This window comes from Streptantibioticus rubrisoli, from assembly GCF_024436055.1.
Classification (GTDB): Bacteria; Actinomycetota; Actinomycetes; order Streptomycetales; family Streptomycetaceae; genus Streptantibioticus_A; species Streptantibioticus_A rubrisoli.
The window spans coordinates 207,111-222,497 of record NZ_JANFNH010000001.1; the positions used below are offsets into that span (position 1 = coordinate 207,111).

The 15,387-nt window shown below is 72.8% G+C and carries 14 protein-coding genes; 11 read left to right on the top strand and 3 right to left on the bottom strand.

Translation table 11 applies throughout. The annotated features are described in order from the left end of the window. Positions 1–162: 162 nt before the first annotated feature. The gene (locus NON19_RS01070; RefSeq protein ID WP_255924593.1) at positions 163–1,329 is read right to left on the bottom strand and encodes a winged helix DNA-binding domain-containing protein; all 1,167 of its coding nucleotides are present in this window, start codon (positions 1,327–1,329) and stop codon (positions 163–165) included. 150 nt (positions 1,330–1,479) lie between these two features. On the opposite strand from NON19_RS01070, the gene NON19_RS01075 reads away from it, so the two are divergent. The 5 genes from NON19_RS01075 (at position 1,480) to NON19_RS01095 (ending at position 6,288) form a co-directional block, all read left to right on the top strand. Continuing rightward, the gene (locus NON19_RS01075; protein ID WP_255925001.1) at positions 1,480–2,973 is read left to right on the top strand and encodes an MFS transporter; all 1,494 of its coding nucleotides are present in this window, start codon (positions 1,480–1,482) and stop codon (positions 2,971–2,973) included. 134 nt (positions 2,974–3,107) lie between these two features. Then, entirely contained in the window at positions 3,108–4,001 is an 894-nt protein-coding gene (locus NON19_RS01080) for a class I SAM-dependent methyltransferase (protein WP_255924594.1), read from the top strand. A 129-nt stretch (positions 4,002–4,130) separates the two neighbouring features. Further along, positions 4,131–5,141 carry a M56 family metallopeptidase gene (locus tag NON19_RS01085; protein WP_255924595.1) on the top strand — a complete coding sequence of 337 codons (1,011 nt, stop codon included), beginning with the start codon at positions 4,131–4,133 and terminating at the stop codon, positions 5,139–5,141. Positions 5,142–5,252: 111 nt separating this feature from the next. Continuing rightward, positions 5,253–5,996 carry a dienelactone hydrolase family protein gene (locus NON19_RS01090; protein ID WP_255924596.1) on the top strand — a complete coding sequence of 248 codons (744 nt, stop codon included), beginning with the start codon at positions 5,253–5,255 and terminating at the stop codon, positions 5,994–5,996. Positions 5,997–6,009: 13 nt separating this feature from the next. Further along, on the top strand, positions 6,010–6,288 hold the full coding sequence (locus NON19_RS01095) for a DUF6295 family protein (RefSeq protein WP_255924597.1): 279 nt from the start codon (positions 6,010–6,012) through the stop codon (positions 6,286–6,288). A gap of 37 nt (positions 6,289–6,325) precedes the next feature. Here NON19_RS01095 and NON19_RS01100 read toward each other — a convergent pair whose 3' ends face one another. Further along, complete coding sequence (locus NON19_RS01100; protein ID WP_255924598.1) at positions 6,326–7,597, bottom strand: YVTN family beta-propeller repeat protein; 1,272 nt, start codon at positions 7,595–7,597, stop codon at positions 6,326–6,328. A 580-nt stretch (positions 7,598–8,177) separates the two neighbouring features. Here NON19_RS01100 and NON19_RS01105 point away from each other — a divergent pair. The 6 genes from NON19_RS01105 to NON19_RS01130 all read left to right on the top strand — a co-directional run bounded on the left by NON19_RS01105 (position 8,178) and on the right by NON19_RS01130 (position 14,427). Next, positions 8,178–8,942 (top strand): crotonase/enoyl-CoA hydratase family protein, encoded by a 765-nt coding sequence (locus tag NON19_RS01105; RefSeq protein WP_255924599.1) that lies wholly within the window; start codon positions 8,178–8,180, stop codon positions 8,940–8,942. A 133-nt stretch (positions 8,943–9,075) separates the two neighbouring features. Continuing rightward, the gene (locus NON19_RS01110; protein ID WP_255924600.1) at positions 9,076–9,717 is read left to right on the top strand and encodes a DNA polymerase ligase N-terminal domain-containing protein; all 642 of its coding nucleotides are present in this window, start codon (positions 9,076–9,078) and stop codon (positions 9,715–9,717) included. After that, complete coding sequence (gene ligD / locus NON19_RS01115; protein WP_255924601.1) at positions 9,714–10,721, top strand: non-homologous end-joining DNA ligase; 1,008 nt, start codon at positions 9,714–9,716, stop codon at positions 10,719–10,721. The genes NON19_RS01110 and ligD overlap by 4 nt, the downstream gene beginning before the upstream one ends. 13 nt (positions 10,722–10,734) lie before the next feature. After that, complete coding sequence (locus NON19_RS01120) at positions 10,735–12,372, top strand: APC family permease (protein ID WP_255924602.1); 1,638 nt, start codon at positions 10,735–10,737, stop codon at positions 12,370–12,372. A 229-nt stretch (positions 12,373–12,601) separates the two neighbouring features. Next, positions 12,602–13,537, top strand: coding sequence for a L,D-transpeptidase family protein (locus NON19_RS01125; RefSeq protein WP_372513953.1), 936 nt, complete (start codon positions 12,602–12,604; stop codon positions 13,535–13,537). A 209-nt stretch (positions 13,538–13,746) separates the two neighbouring features. Continuing rightward, complete coding sequence (locus tag NON19_RS01130; RefSeq protein ID WP_255924603.1) at positions 13,747–14,427, top strand: SMI1/KNR4 family protein; 681 nt, start codon at positions 13,747–13,749, stop codon at positions 14,425–14,427. On the opposite strand, the gene NON19_RS01135 is transcribed toward NON19_RS01130, so the two are convergent. Continuing rightward, positions 14,355–15,314 (bottom strand): glycosylasparaginase, encoded by a 960-nt coding sequence (locus NON19_RS01135; protein WP_255924604.1) that lies wholly within the window; start codon positions 15,312–15,314, stop codon positions 14,355–14,357. The two genes, NON19_RS01130 and NON19_RS01135, sit on opposite strands and share 73 nt — an antisense overlap. Positions 15,315–15,387 lie beyond the last annotated feature (73 nt).

A 15,387-nucleotide genomic window follows, 5' to 3' on the forward strand; every position in this document is an offset into this window, starting at 1 on the left:
TGCTCCTCTCGCGAGCGCGCCGCCGGAAACGGCGGGGAAGATCAGCGTAGAGGCGTTGGCGTGCGCTTCACCCCGGTTACCGGAAGTAGGTCACCGCAGCGGGGGGTCGGTACCGCCCGAAGCGCGTTGACCGTGCACCCGTGCGCCGGGCGTGCGCCGTGGTCATCCGGCCAGCTCGCGCTCCAGCGGGGTCCGGAAGCTCGGTGTGACCCGGCTCGCGCCCAGCCATCCGGCCAGCCGCTCGACCTCGCCGTCGACCGCCGCCCGAGCCTGCCGACCGGCGTCGGTGAGCAGCCGGTAACCGAGGGATCCGTCCCGGCGCTGTGCCCAACCGCCGATCACCCGGCCGTTCCACCACACGGTGGGGCCGATGTTGCCGTACCGGTCGAACAGTGGCCGCCGCACGTCCGGGTCCGCGTACCAGTCCCGGTGCCGCCAGCCCATCGCGGTGGGGTCGAGGGCGGGCAGCAACGCCGCCCACGGCTGCGGCTCGGGAACCGGCTCGGTGTCCTCCGGCAGCAGATAGCCGGTGCCCTCGTCCAGGTCCACGGCGACCGCGCCGGTCGCGGCGACCGCCTTTCGGGTGTCGGTGAGCGTCCAGCCGGTCCACCACTTCAGGTCGTCGACCGTGGCGGGCCCGAACGACGCCAGATAGCGGCGGGCCAGATCCGCCTTCGCCGCCGCCTCGGGCAGCTCCGCGAGCGGCGGTGCGGCGGACCACCGGAACTGGTTCGACGTCCAGCCGCCCAGCGGCCTGCCGCGTCGCACCCTGCCCTCCGCGGCCAGCACGCCCATGATCCTGCTGGCCACCCGTTGCGTGCTCTCGTACGGCTTTCCCGGCGAGACGACTATCCGCTCGCACAGCGCGGGCACGTCCGCCGCGAGTTCCGCCGTGGTCGCCTGACCGCGTACCCGCAGTGCCGCCAGGGCGGCCTCCTCCGTGGCGGCGATCCACTCGGGGGTGAAACCGCCCGCGCGCAGCAGGAGTTGGGCGTGGTGGGCGCGCTCCTTCGCCGCGACCCGGCGCGCGGTGGAGGCGTTCACCACCGGCGCGAGTTCCGCCGGGACGACGAACATGGTGCGGCGCATGCACAGCATCCGGGTCAGCGTCAGGTCGTCGTAAAGTCCCCGCTCGACCTCCGCGACACCCGGCGCGGCCAGCCGGGCGCACGCGGCGAGGTAGACCGTCGCCGGGTCGGTGGCGTGCAGCCCCACCAGCGCGTGCGCCACCTGCTCCACCGCCGCGCCCTTGCCGCCCGGCAACAGAAGGTGCCGCACGCCCAGCCGAGCCCGCCGCTGCTGCGCCGTCAGCCGTGGCCGGGCGCTCACCGGCGGACCGCCGCGCCGGGCAGGGCGGCCGGGAGGATGGGCGGCATAGGGCGACTCCGGGGGCGGCTCAAGGAACGACCTGAACAGGTGACCACCGTACTGGTGGCGCGCCTCGTGCCCGAAGGCGAGCTGATCGCCGACGATCGACCCATGACGGCGAACGCGGCGGACAGCGACGCGGCCGGAGGCGTGCGCCTCGCCGACCCGCGCGGCCGGTGGGTGCTGCTGGCCACGGTCCTCGGCTCCGGGATGGCGCTGCTCGACAGCACGGTGGTCAACGTCGCGCTACCGCGTATCGGCCGGAGCCTGCACGCCTCACTGGCCGCCCTGCAGTGGACGATCAACGCCTACCTGCTCACCCTGGCCGGGCTCATCCTGCTCGGCGGATCGCTCGGCGACCGGTTCGGCAGGCGCCGGGTCTTCGTGGTCGGCACGGTGTGGTTCGCGCTCGCCTCGGCGGCCTGCGGGCTCGCCCCGAACATGGGTGCGCTGATCGCGGCCCGCGCGCTGCAGGGTGTGGGCGGCGCACTACTGACGCCCGGGTCGCTGGCGTTGATCCAGGCCACCTACGTCGAGCGGGACCGTGCGCGGGCCGTCGGCGCCTGGTCGGGGCTGGGCGGGGTGGCCGCGGCCATCGGACCGTTCGTCGGCGGCTGGCTGGTGGACGGACCGGGCTGGCGCTGGGTGTTCCTCATCAACTGCCCGGTCGCGCTGGTGGTGGTGGCCGTCGCGGTGCGCTGGATCCCGGAGAGCCGGGAAGGGCAGCGCACCGGCTCCTTCGACGTGGCCGGGGCCGCGCTGGCGGCGCTGGCGCTGGCGGCCCTCACCTACGCCCTGGTCGAGGCGCCGTCGGGGGGCGCCTCCGCACCGGTGCTCGGCTGCGCGCTCGCCGCCTGTCTGCTCGGCGCGGCGTTCGTCGCCCTGGAGCGGCGGCTCCCGCACCCCATGCTGCCGCCCGACCTGTTCCGCTCCCGGATGTTCACCGTCGTCAACGTGATCACCCTGTGCCTGTACGCACCGCTCAGCGGTGTGCTGTTCCTGCTGCCCGTCCAGCTCCAAGTCGCCTCTGGATACAGCGCGTTGCAGGCCGGTGTCGCCATGCTGCCGATCACCCTGCTGATGCTGGCGCTGTCCGCCCGCGCCGGGGATCTGGCCCGGCGCATCGGGCCCCGGCTGCCGCTGACCGTGGGCCCGCTGCTGGCGGCCGTGGGCATCGCGCTGCTGCACCGGGTGGGACCCGCGGGCGCGTACTGGAGCACGGTGCTGCCCGCCGTCGTGGTGCAGGGGCTGGGCATGGCGCTGTTCGTCGCACCGCTGACCGCCACCGTGCTGGCCGCCGTGCCGGTGCGGCGCGCCGGGATCGCCAGCGGCGTCAACAACGCCGCCGCCAGGGCCGCGGGGTTGATCGCCGTCGCCGCGCTGCCGCTCGCCGTGGGGATCTCCGGCACCCAGTACGCCTCCGGCCCCAGCGTGCACCGGGCGTTCCAGGAGGCGGTGCTCATCTGCGCCGTGGTGATGGCCGCCGGGGGAGCGCTCGCCTGGTTCACCGTACGGGGGCCGCGCCCGGGAGCGCCCTGCGCGCATCCACAGTGCACGGTGAACTGCGGCGTACCGGCGCCGCCTTTGGACCCGGGCGCGGAATAAACACCTCCGCCGCCACTGGCCGCGCACCGGCGGGCAGCCCGAGGTGTTCACCGGGCCGACGCGCGGCGAACACCTCGGCAACACCGGCGTCCGGCACCCTGCTCGGGTCCTGCCGACCGAAAAACGGAACGCTCATGACCACTTCTTCTGTGGACACCGACGAGCAGCTCCCCGCCCCCGCACGACTGGCCGACGTACCCGGCTGGTTCTTCCCGGTCGACCAACTCCTCTTCGACTGGTTCCTGACCCGGCAGCGCCAACGGGAGGAATCCGGCGACCTGTTGGAGGTGGGCGTCTACCTGGGCAAGAGCGCGATCTTCTGCGGCTGCTACGTACGCGACGGCGACCGCTTCACCGTGTGCGACCTGTTCGACTCGCCCGCCGAGGACTCCTCCAACAGCGCCGAGATGGCGAAGTCCTACTCGACCCTGACCCGGCGCGCCTTCGAGGCCAACTACCTCTCCTTCCACGACGCGCTGCCCACCGTGGTACAGGGGCCGTCCTCACGCGTCCCCGAACATGTCAGCCAGAACAGCTGCCGCTTCGTCCACATCGACGCCTCGCACCTGTACGACCACGTGCACGCCGACATCGGGTGCGCCCGTGCCCTGCTGCGGCCGTACGGCATCGTCGCGCTGGACGACTTCCGCGCCGAGCACTGCCCGGGTGTGGCAGCCGCCACCTGGCAGGCGGTCACCAGCGGGGGCCTGAACGCCGTCTGCATCACCAGCACCAAGTTCTACGGCACCTGGGGCGACCCCGACCCGGTGCGCGACGAACTCCTCGGCTGGCTGCGCGGACGCCGCGACCTGTGGCACGAGGTGCAGTCCGTCGCCGGTGCGCCGCTGATCCGGATCGACGGCAGGAAGGCCGTCGCCCCGCCCCATCCCGCGTCCCGGCACCGCTCATCCGGTGCGCCGCCGCGGCCGCCTGGGGACCGCCCGCAGCCCACGGCGCGCCGACTGGCCGCCCGGGTCCTGCCGTCCTCGGTGGCCAAGGTGGTGGGCGCCGCACGACGGCGCGGCTGAGCCGCGGACGACGCTTCCTGCCGTGAAGTCGGCGCGATCCTCCTCAGGTTGGCACGTCCACGTGGCGATCCGGCGTTTCGCCGGGCATGCTGCGGTGTGCAGACCGCGAACTGGGGGAGGAGGGACACTGTGGGAACGGCCTTCGTGCTGCCGCTCGTTGGTGTCGCGTTCGCCATCGCGGCACCGCGGATCCTGGCGCGGGTCGACTGGCAGGAGCGCGAACCGGTGGTGGCGCTGTGGGTGTGGCAGTGCGCCGTCGCCGCCGTACTGCTGTGCTTCGCGCTGTCCTTGCTCGTCACCGTAGCCGCCCTGTGGGCGCCGCTGCGCGAGCGGCTGTTCAGGATCGCGCCGCCCGGTGTGCAGGACTCCTACGACCTGACGGTGGGCGGGGCCTGGCGCGGGGTGTTCGCCGCGGTGCTGGTGACCGCCGCGATCCACGTCGTGCTGCACCTGGTGCGGGAGGCGCACCTCGCCCGCATCAGCCGTCGCCGCCGCTACCGCGAACTGCGGCAGGCCGCCCCGCCGCTGCCGTACGAGGCGGACCACGGCTGGCGGGCGCGGCGCGCCGAGCGGCTCCTGGTGATGGAGAGCCCGCGGCCGCAGGCGTGGTCGCTACCGCTGCCGCGCAAGCCGCTGCAACTCGTGGTGTCCACCGGGGCGATGCGCCGGCTCAGCCGCGAGCAGCTGGACGCGGTGCTCGCCCATGAGCGGGCCCACGCCAGGGCCAGGCACCATCTGCTGTTGCAGTCCGCCGGGGCGCTGGCCACCGCGTTCCCCCAGGCGTCGCTGTTCACCGCCTACGCCGACCACTCCGCGCGGCTGGTGGAGCTGGCCGCCGACGACGCGGCGGCGTACCGGCACGGCCATCTGGCGACCGCCCTGGCGTTGCTGGACCTCAACGAGACCCGGCTCGGCGCGTCCCGCCCGGTGCCCGCCGCCTGGAGCCCGGGGACGCCCCCGCCACCGCCGGTGGAGGAGGTGGCCGCGCGGGTCGACCGGCTGCTCACCGGGGCGCCCCGGCTGCGTCCGTTGCAACGGCTCAATCTCACCGCGGTGGGCCTGCTGATGATCCTGGTCCCGGTAGTGGTGACGCTCGCGCCCGGGCTCCACACGCTGCTGACGATGGGCTGGCGCGGCTGAGGCGGGTTCGTCCGGTGAGCCGGACGGGCACGTGTGGTAGGCATGCGTGGAACTCGCGGTCGCCAGCAGGGGAGTGGGACGCGAGCGGCGCGGTGGACAACGGGAGACGACATGAACGACACCATGACGGCCGGAACGGTGACCATCACCTCCGGAAACGGCGACCCCATCGAGGCGTACCTCGCCCGGCCGGTGGACCGCACCGGGTTCGGCGGCATCGTGGTGATCCACCACATGCCGGGCTATGACGAGGCCACCAAGCAGATGGTGCGCGACTTCGCGGTCCACGGCTACGCGGCACTGTGCCCCAACCTCTACTCCCGCCAGGCCCCCGGCGCCAGCCCGGACGACGCGGCCGCCGCCGTCCGGGCCGCCGGAGGCGTCGCCGACGACCAGCTGATCGCTGACGTGGAGGGCGCGGTACGCCATCTGAAGTCACTGGACGGCGCCAACGGCAAAGTCGGCGTGATCGGCCACTGCTCAGGTGGCCGCCAGGCGTTCCTGGCCGCCTGTTCCATGCGGCTGGACGCGGCGGTGGACTGCTACGGCGCCTTCGTCGTCAACGAGCCGCCGGCCACCATGCCCGCCACCATGAAGCCGGTGCTCGGTCTCGCGCCGCGGCTGTCGTGCCCGCTGCTGGGCCTGTTCGGCGCCGAGGACTCCTACCCGGCGCCGCAGGAGACCGCCCAACTCGCCGCGGAACTGGACGCTTTGGGCAAGGAGCACGAGTTCCACACCTACGACGGCGCCGGGCACGCGTTCTTCGCCGTCGACCGCCCCAGCTACCGGCCGCAGGCCGCCGTCGACGGCTGGCGGCGGATCTTCGACTTCTTCGGCCGCCACCTCTCCGCCTGATCAGGAGCCCGGTATGTGCACCTACCTGACCGAGAAGGTCTCCGTAGACGGCAGCGGAAAGGGGGCGCGGGGGTGGTTCCCGCTCACCCATGCGACGGTCTATGTGGACCACCCGCAGCACGCGCCGCAGGAACACACCCTGAACATCGACTTCATCAACCCCGAGCAGGGACCCGGGGCGCGGGTGGCGGTGGAGCTGACCGAGGAGTCCGCCCTGGCGCTGGTACGCGCCATCCAGGACGCGTTGGCCGCCGCCCCTCCCGGCCTCGCCTCCGCCGACCCGGCGAAGTAGCCACCCGGACAGGCCGCTTCGCCAACCGCCGTGACGCTCAACGGTAGTTGCCGGTATGCCCCAGGCTGTAGCGGCCGGGCTGCGGGAAGAACGCGAGCCCGTGCGGATTGGCGCCGACCGGGATGCGGGCCAGTAGCCGCCCGTCCGCGGTGCCGAACACGTACACCTCGTCGTTGTCCCGGCCGGACAGCCACAGTTGCGTGCCGTCGGCGCTGACCCCGCCCATGTCCGGTGAGCCGCCGCCCGGTATCCGCCAGGTGGCGGTGGTGGTGCGGGTACGCGGGTCCACCACGCTGACCGAACCGTCCTGGCGGTTGGAGACGTACAGCAGCGTCCCGTCGCGGTTGGGGTATATCCCGTGCGCCCCGGCCCCGGTCGGGATCCTGCCCCGCTCGCGCATGGTGTCGCCGTCGACCAGTATCAGGTTCCCGGTGTGGAAACCGGCGACGTAGAACGTGCGCCCGTCCGGGCCGAGCCGCACGTCCTGCGGCATCACCCGAGGGCCGAGGTCGAGTTCGCCGAGGATCCGCAGCGTGGCCGTGTCGTACTTCAGCAACTGGCCGGAGAACTCGCAACTGACGATGAAGTAGCCGCCGTCCGCGGAGAAGTCGGCGTGGTTGATGCCTGAACAGGGCACGGCGACGGTGCGCCGCAGCGCCATGGTGTGCGGATCCCGTACGTCCAGGTGGTCGCGGCGCTCCGCCATGACGAGGGCGGACCCGCCGTCCGGGGTGAAGTACAGGTTGTACGGGGCGTCGACGGCAACCGGCTTGCCGGGCTTGGCGGTTCGCGGGTCGAGCGGTACGAGCTGGTTGCTGCCGCTGGCGTCGACCCACAGCGTCCGCAGGTCCCAGGACGGAGTGACGTGCTGGGGCAGGCGGCCGACCGGGAAGTGGCCGACGACGCGGAAGGACCTGGGGTCTATCACGGTGACGGTGTCGCGGTCGCGGTTGTGCGAGTTGTTGGTGCCGCCCATTCCGGTCTCGCCGCTGTTGGGCACGTAGACCAGTTCGGGGTCGTGGGCGACGGTGGGGCTGAGCATTCCGGTTCGGGTGGACGCATAGGCGTCGGCCAGTGCGGGCGGGCGGTTCGCCGGGTTCACCGCGCCGCCCTGCGCTATCCAGGGGATCCCGCCGGTCGGGTGGTGGGCACCGGTGACGGCGTGCCCGGCGTGCACCGGCTGCGGGCGGCTGGGGCGGGGGGACGCGCTGGCGCGGTCCTCGGGGGCGGACAGCGTACTGGCCGCCAGGACACCCGCGGTGAGCGCGAGGCCGCAGGCCAGTGAGATGCGGAGGGGACACGCACGCACCGCTGTTCTCCCGTCGTCGTGGGGACTCGATACGGGACAAACGTAGGCACAGTGCCTTGATGTCGCGACTCGTCATCCGGGGCGTGGGCCAGGTCCGGACGGACGGATGAAGATCGACTCGCGGAAGCGCGGAGGCGGACGTACGCGTTCCGCGCTGCCGCACGGGAGGGGGAGCCCGCCTGTGGTGCCCGGTCGATAGTGGGGGGATCGGCCGGGCACCACAGGCGGGGCGTTGCTGTGAGAGTGCACTCCTGTAACGCGCCTGCCCTGAACAACGTCCGGTAAACCACCCCGGTTCAACCAGGACGCGCGCCGCGGTGGCCGCCCTGGTGAGCCGCGGACCACACCCGCCGCCACGCCGGATCGGCCGCACTGTGCGCCAATTCGGCGGCCCACCAGTGTCGTTGACGACGCGGCTGATCGTTCCGGTTCCGCCGAGCGGGATCGTGACCAGGTGGTGGATAGCTGGACGGCGGTGATGCGGCGTCAAGCCCCTTGGTTCGCCCGGGCTGTATGGGGCAGCCGCCGCGTAGGATGGGCGGCGTAGCGATTCCGCTGGGGCGACCGAGGAGCCGCGGGAATGAGTGTGCGCGTCGAGCGCGACGGTCCGGTCACCACGGTCGTGCTGTCCCGGCCGGAGTGCCGCAACGCGGTCGACGGGGCGACCGCCGCCGCGCTCGCCGAGGCGTTCCGCGCCTTCGACGCGGACCCTCAGGCGCGGGTGGCCGTGCTGTGGGGCGAGGGCGGAACGTTCTGCTCCGGCGCCGACCTCAAGGCGGTCGGCACCGAGCGCGGCAACCGGGTCGAGCCGGACGGCGACGGGCCCATGGGTCCCACCCGGCTGCGGCTGACCAAGCCCGTGATCGCCGCGGTCAGCGGCCACGCCGTGGCGGGCGGTCTGGAACTCGCCCTCTGGTGCGACCTGCGGGTAGCCGAGGAGGACGCGGTGTTCGGCGTCTTCTGCCGCCGCTGGGGCGTACCGCTGATCGACGGCGGCACGGTACGGCTGCCGCGGCTGATCGGCACCAGCCGCGCCCTGGACCTGATCCTCACCGGCCGACCGGTGGACGCCGCCGAGGCGCACGCCATCGGCCTGGCCAACCGCCTTGTGCCGCACGGCCGTTCACGCGCCGCCGCCGAGGAACTCGCCGCCCAGATCGCCCGGTTCCCGCAGACCTGTCTGCGCGGTGACCGGGCCTCCGTCCTCGCCCAGGACGGTCTGACGGAGGAGGCGGCGATGGCCGTGGAGCTGCGGCACGGCCAGGCGGCCATGGCCGAGGCGGTCAGCGGCGCCGCCCGGTTCGCCGCGGGCGCCGGACGCCACGGGGACTTCTCCCGGCTCTGAAGCCTGCCCCGCCGCCCCCGGCCGCCAGCGCTTGCGCCCGCGCACCTGGCGGGCAACGGTGGGTTACAGGGGGAGGGCCACGGGCGGTGCCCGCTGTCCGCGGCGGTCGCTGCGCACCCGGAGGAAGACCGCCATGACCTCGCGAAACCCGCTGGCGGAGTACCGCCGCAAACGCGACTTCTCCCGGACCTCGGAGCCCCGGGGCGACCAGGGCGACGAGTCGGGCGAGGGCCGGTTCGTGGTGCAGTTGCACGACGCCAGTACCCGCCACTTCGACTTCCGCCTGGAGGTCGACGGGGTGCTGAAGTCCTGGGCGATTCCCAAGGGTCCGTCCACCGACCCGCACGACAAGCGGCTGGCGGTGCCCACCGAGGACCACCCGCTGGAGTACCGCGACTTCGAGGGCGTCATCGGCGACGACCAGTACGGCGCCGGAACCGTACTGGTGTGGGACTCCGGGACCTACCGCAACATGAGCGAGCGCCACGGCAAACAGGTCCCGTTCGCCAAGGCACTGGCCGACGGCCATGCCTCGTTCTGGCTGGACGGCAGGAAGCTACACGGCGGATTCGCCCTCACCCGGATCCGTTCCGAGGCCTGGCTGCTGGTGAAGAAGGACGACCAGCACGCCTCCCGCCCGGGCACGCCGGAGCCGAGCCGCGCCAAGTCGGTGCGCACCCACCGCACCCTGAAGCAGGTCGCGGCCGACGCCAGGGCGGGCCGCAAGGGACGCAGACGCACCGATGACGCGCACCGGCACGGCAGCCGGTCATGAACGACGAACTGCGGCGCCTGCCCAAGGACCAGCGCGATCTGCTGCGCCCCGCCCCGAGCCCGCGCGGTATGCGCCCGATGCTGGCCGTCCTCACCGATCAGCGGTCCTTCGGCGGCGGCTGGATCTTCGAACGCAAACTGGACGGAGTGCGGGCGCTGGGCTACCGCGACGGCGGACGCACCGGGCTGCTGTCCCGTACCGGACGGCATGTGGACGCCACCTACCCCGAGATCATCGAGGCCCTGGACCGGCAGGAGTGCCAGGACTTCCTGGTGGACGGCGAGATCGTCGCCCTGGAGCACGGGCGCACCAGTTTCGCCCTGCTGCAGCGGCGGATGGGCCTGACCAGGCCGCATGACGTGCGGATGAGCGGCGTGGCGGTGACGTACTACCTCTTCGACCTGCTGCGGCTGGACGGCCAGGACCTCACCCGGCTGCCGTTGCGCACCCGCAAGTCACTGCTGCGCGGCACCATCGACTTCCGGCCACCGCTGCGCTTCACCACCCACCGCAATGCCGGAGGCCCCGAGCTGCTGCGGCAGGCGTGTGAGCGGGGCTGGGAGGGACTGATCGCCAAGCGGGCCGACGGGCGCTACGCACAGGTGCGGTCCAGGGACTGGCTGAAGCTCAAGTGCGCGGCCGGGCAGGAGATGGTGGTCGGCGGCTTCACCGAACCGTCCGGCAGCCGCATCGGCCTGGGCGCGCTGCTGGTGGGCTACTACTCCGGCGGTGAACTGCGCTACGCGGGCAAGGTGGGCACCGGCTTCGACACCGCCACCCTGCGCCGCCTCAGGGCGCGGCTGGAGGAGCTGGAGTTGGGCCGCTCGCCGTTCGCCGAACAGGTCGGGGAGCGCACCGCGCACTGGGTGCGCCCCGAACTGGTCGCACAGGTCGGCTTCACCGAGTGGACCCGGGACGGCAAGCTGCGGCACCCCCGCTTCCTCGGCCTGCGCGACGACAAGAGCGCCCGCGAAGTGGTGCGCGAACGGCCCGGCGGGACGTAAGGGGTGCGTGCGCATGGAGCAACCCGCGGTCACCCACGTGACACCCAGCAACCCGGGGCTGCGGCGGGACATCGGACTGATCGGCCTGGTGTGGGCCTCTGAGGGGTCCATCATCGGCTCCGGCTGGCTGTTCGGCTCGCTCTACGCCGCGCAGGCCGCCGGAACCGCCGCACTGCTGTCCTGGGGGATCGGCGCGCTGGCCATCATCGTGCTGGCCTTCGTCCACGCCGAGCTGGGCGCGATGTATCCGGTCGCGGGCGGGACCGCGCGGTTCCCGCACTACGCCTTCGGCAGCGTCGCGGGAGCCTCCTTCGGCTGGTTCTCCTGGCTGCAGGCGGTCACCGTGGCGCCCATCGAGGTCATGGCATCGCTCAACTACCTCAGCGTGCACGTCAGTTGGGTGCAGACCGGCAAGAACCACCTCACCCCGCCCGGCTACGGCCTGGCGGTCGCCTTCATGGCGTTCTTCGTCGTCGTCAACTTCCTGGGCGTCAGATGGCTGGCCCACACCAACAGCGCCGCCACCTGGTGGAAGATCGCCGTCCCCCTGTTCACCGTCGCGGTGCTCGCCGCCACCAGGTTCCACGGCGGCAACTTCGCCTACCAGGGCTTCGCCCCGTTCGGCGCCAAGGGCGTGCTCTCCGCGGTGAGCACCAGCGGTGTCATCTTCGCGCTGCTCGGCTTCGAGCAGGCCGACCAACTGGCCGGTGAGAGCCGCCACCCGGCCAGGGACATCCCGCGCGCGGTGATCGGCTCGATCCTCATCGGCGCCCTGGTCTACGTCGCCCTGCAGGTGGTCTTCATCGCCGCCCTGCCGCACAGCGCCTTCGTACACGGCTGGGCCAACCTGACGTTCAGCGGCAAGGCCGGACCGTTCGCCGGGCTCGCCAGCTCGATCGGGCTGGGCTGGCTGGCCGCCCTGCTGTACATCGACGCGGTCGTCTCACCCACCGGCACCGGGCTGATCTATGTGACGGCCACGTCCCGCGTCTCCTACGGCCTGTCCCGCAACGGCTATGTGCCGGAACTGTTCGAACGGACCAGCAGGCGCGGGGTGCCGTGGTTCAGTCTGCTGTTCGCCTTCGCCATCGGACTCATCGTCTTCCTGCCCTTCCCCACCTGGCAGAAGCTCGTCGGATTCATCACCTCCGCCAGCGTGTTGATGTACGCCGGTGCGCCGCTGGCCTTCGGCTGCCTGCGCAGACAGGACCCCGACCGGCTCCGCCCTTATCGGCTGCCGGGCGGTGGCTTCTGGGCGCCGGTGGCGTTCGTCGTGGCGAACCTGATCATCTACTGGGCGGGCTGGGACACCCTGTGGCGCCTCGGCGTGGCGATCGTGCTCGGCTACCTGCTGCTGGGCTGCTCCGCCGCGCTCAGGCTCAACCCGAGGACGCCGCGCATGGACTTCAGGTCCGCCCAGTGGCTGCCGGTGTACCTGATCGGGATGGGCGTCATCTCCTGGCAGGGCGGGTTCTGCAGCACCGGCCCCGCGTCCCGGGTGGCCTGCGGTGCCACCGACCGCATTCCGCTGTGGTGGGACATCGCCGTCATCGCGGCGCTCAGCCTGGTGATCTACTACTGGGCACAGCTCGTCCGGCTGCCCGCCGAGCGGACCCTGGAGTACGTCGGGGCCGTCGAGCCGGTTCGATAACGCCTCCGGCTGACGCCCGGCGTGGGGTGCGGGCGCGCGGCTGACGGCATGCCTATGGTGAGGCTCCGCCCGAGGCGCGCGGGGCGTCGCGTCAATCGGTGACGTTGGGTTACCTCTCGGTGACCGTGAGTCAAGAAGCCGTGCTCCGCGCGGGGTTGGCTCGTTGAACCCGAACGACCGCGCCGATCGCACGCGCGCAGTACGCAGCCGCAGACCCGAAGGAGGAGGCGTGCCCCCATACGCTCCTGCCGCCGGACCGGAGCCCCGGTCACGCAGCGCGCCCGCCGCCCCGCAGCAGCGCACCCGGTACGCCTCCCAGCGGCCGGACGGGACGCACGACGACCCGGGCGCCGCCCCGCCGCACCCGCGGCCGCCCCGGCACCGGACAGCGGAACGGGACCGGCTGACCTGGCTGATCTGCGCGGGTGTCGGTCTGGGGGTGCTGGGCACCACCGCCTTGTACGCCAGCCCGGGCGCGGTGTTCCGGTCCACTCGGCCGACGTCCGTCGCGGTGCGCCCGGCGCGCCATCCGGCCGCCCCGTCCGCCGGTCCCGCCGCACAACCACTGCCGTCCGTACGGCGGTTGCCCGGTATCGGCGCGCGGCTCGGCGCGGCGATCCCGGCGAACGCCCGGCAGGCGCTGGTGGTCGTCGGCCAGGGACCGGACTCCTGGATGTCGAGTGCGACCCTGTGGAGCCGCGACGACCACGGCAACTGGCACCCGGGCCAGACCTGGACCGCGCACAACGCACTGCGCGGCTGGACCTCCTTCCACCGGGTGGACGACCTGCGCAGCCCGGTCGGCGTCTTCTCCCTCACCGCCGCCGGGGGCCTCGCCCCGAACCCCGGCACCAGGCTCCCGTACGACCACTCCTCGGCGTTCCGCGCGGTGGGGGCGGGCTTCGAGGGGGAGCCGCTCACCGGTTCCTTCGACTACGTGGTGGCGATCGACTACAACCGCGTCCCGGGCAGCTCACCGCTCGACTCGCGCACACCGCTCGGCCGGGGACGCGGCGCGGGCCTGTGGGTGCACGTGGACCACCAAGGCCCGACCCACGGCTGTGTGGCGCTCTCCCGGGAGCACATGATCGAACTGCTGCGCAGGCTGGACCCGGCCGCCCACCCGGTGATCGTCATGGGCGACCGGGCGGCGCTGCGCCAGTGACGGCCGTTGAGGGTGGCGGGTGACGGGTGGGCGCAGCGGCCCGGAGGGTCTCCGTTGAGGGTGGTGGTGGGTGACGGGTGGGCGCAGCGGCCCGGAGGGTCTCCGTTGAGGGTGGTGGTGGGTGACGGGTGGGAGGCAGGCGGGCGGGCGGGTGGCCAACTGCCCGGCGGCCGAAGCGTGTTGTCAGTGGCGCACGGCATGATGGCGGCATGGAAGATCCGTCACGCCACGACGAACTCCTGGCCCGGGTGGCCGCCCGTGCCAAGGAGCGCTGTGCTCCACTACGACCGCCGGTGACCGACGACGAGCTGGCGGCGGCGCAGGAGACTTTGGGGTTCCCGCTGCACCCACTGCTGAGCCGTCTGTACCGGGAGGTCGCCGATGGCGGGTTCGGCCCCGAATACGGTCTGTTCCGGCTGTCCGCGTCCGACGGCGGTCAGCCGAGCGAGACGGCGGGACCGCTCACCGCCGCCTATCTGGACCGCCGGGCGCCCGACCGGTCGGACGCGGGCTGGTTCTGGCCGGAGGGCGTGGTGCCGATCATGACCTATGGGTGCGGCATGCTGGCCTGCGTGGACTGCCGCAGCCCGTGGGGAGCCGTGCTGCTGTTCGAGCCCAACGCGGCCGAGGACGACTGGGCGCACGCCTGGTTCGTCGACTCGCCAAATCTGGCCGACTGGCTGGAGGCCTCCCTCGACGGCACCGGCTGGTACAGCGATCCGGACGCCGACGACGACTGGGCCGCGGCGGACCCCGCCGCCGAGCCCATACAGCCGCGCCCCTGGGGCGCGCAGGCCAGAGCCCGTGGGGCGGCGGCTCAGCCCGGGGCGGTCAGGGACCTGCGCGGATGTGTCTCCGGCTCGGTCGAGGAGGTGGTCATCACCACATAGGTGCTGCCCGGTTGTCCGGCCGCGCCACCGTGCCTGCCGTCCGGGGTGAGGGCCAGCGCCCGTAGCTCGGAACGGAACGCGTCGGGCAGCGTGGCCGCGTCCCGCAGCGCGATCTGGCAGGCCCCACCGGGATCGCGCCCGGTGGCCAGCAGGTCCACCACGGTACGCGCGGTGCCGCCGCGCATCGCCAGCTCACCGCGCCCGGTGCACGCCGCGCCGCCCGCCCGCAGGTCACACCAGTTGCCCGCACCCGGAACAGCCGAATCGCCCACCCGCCCGGGGTACTTGTACGGGAAACCGGATGTCGACACGCCCACGCACATCTCACCGGAGGAGTCCAGGGCGATGATGTTGATGGTGCCCCACGGCTCGGCGTGCGGGGCCAACCGGCGGATCAGCTCAACCGCGTTGGCGCGGTAGTGGTGGTCGCCGGAGAGCGCCGGGGTGTTCTCGCCCTCGACCGACGCGGTGGACCACGCGACCTGCTCCCGCCACATCGTCCGGGACTTCTCGGTGATCAACTCCGCCTTTTCGAAACCGCATTCGCGGGCGAAGAGCGCGGCCCCCTCGCCCACCAGCAGGCAGTGCTGCGGCAGTTGCTCCAGCACCGCCCGGGCCACCGAGATGGGGTGCGGGTAGTCGCGCAGCGCCGCCACCGCGCCGAAGCGCCGGGTGGAGCCGAGCATCATCGACGCGTCCAGCTCCACCACGCCCTGGGCGTTGGGCAGTCCGGCGGTGCCCACGTAGTGGTCGTTCGGGTTGTCCTCGCAGCGGTGCATCGCCGCCTCCACCGCGTCAGGGGCGGAGCCACCGCGCCGTAGCACGTCCATCCCCGCTGGCAGGCCGATCTCGCTGCGCTCGCTTCCGATGATGACTGCGTCCGCCATGGCCCTCCGTACGTAGGACGTGCAGGTGCTGGGGCGCAGTCTGGCACCGCACACCACGTCCGTTCCAGAACGC